The following is a 526-nucleotide window of genomic DNA, read 5'->3' on the forward strand; positions in this document are numbered from 1 at the left end:
CGCCCGGTTGAACCCGGCGGACGTCGATGCGGTCGAGGCGCACGGCACGGGGACGCGGCTGGGTGACCCGATCGAGGCGCAGGCGCTCCTTGCGACCTACGGCCAGGAACGGGACGGCGAACGTCCGTTGTTCCTGGGGTCGTTGAAGTCGAACATCGGGCATGCGCAGGCGGCTGCGGGTGTGGGTGGTGTCATCAAGATGGTGATGGCGCTGCGCAACGGTGTGCTGCCGAAGACGTTGCACGTGGACGCTCCGTCGTCGCACGTGGACTGGTCGGCGGGGGTGGTGGAGCTGCTGACCGAGCGGCGGGACTGGCCCGAGCTGGACCGACCGCGCCGAGCCGGCGTATCCGCGTTCGGCGTGGGCGGGACCAACGCCCACGTCGTGATCGAGCAGCCGCCCGTGGTCGAACACGAGGACACGCTGTCCGAGGCACCCGGTGTGGTGCCGTGGGTGGTCTCCGGTAGGTCGGAGGAGGCGGTGCGGGCGCAGGCGGAGGCCGTGCGTGCGTTCCTGGCCGAGGAC

At 71.1% G+C, this 526-nt stretch carries 1 protein-coding gene; it reads left to right on the forward strand.

Going from position 1 to position 526, the window contains the following annotated elements; translation table 11 throughout:
* Positions 1-526: ketoacyl-synthetase C-terminal extension domain-containing protein (locus tag JK361_RS40695; protein WP_201828269.1), on the forward strand; the 526-nt coding region annotated here is incomplete at both ends.

It is taken from the genome of Streptomyces musisoli (genome assembly GCF_016741855.1).
Taxonomy (GTDB): domain Bacteria; phylum Actinomycetota; class Actinomycetes; order Streptomycetales; family Streptomycetaceae; genus Streptomyces; species Streptomyces musisoli.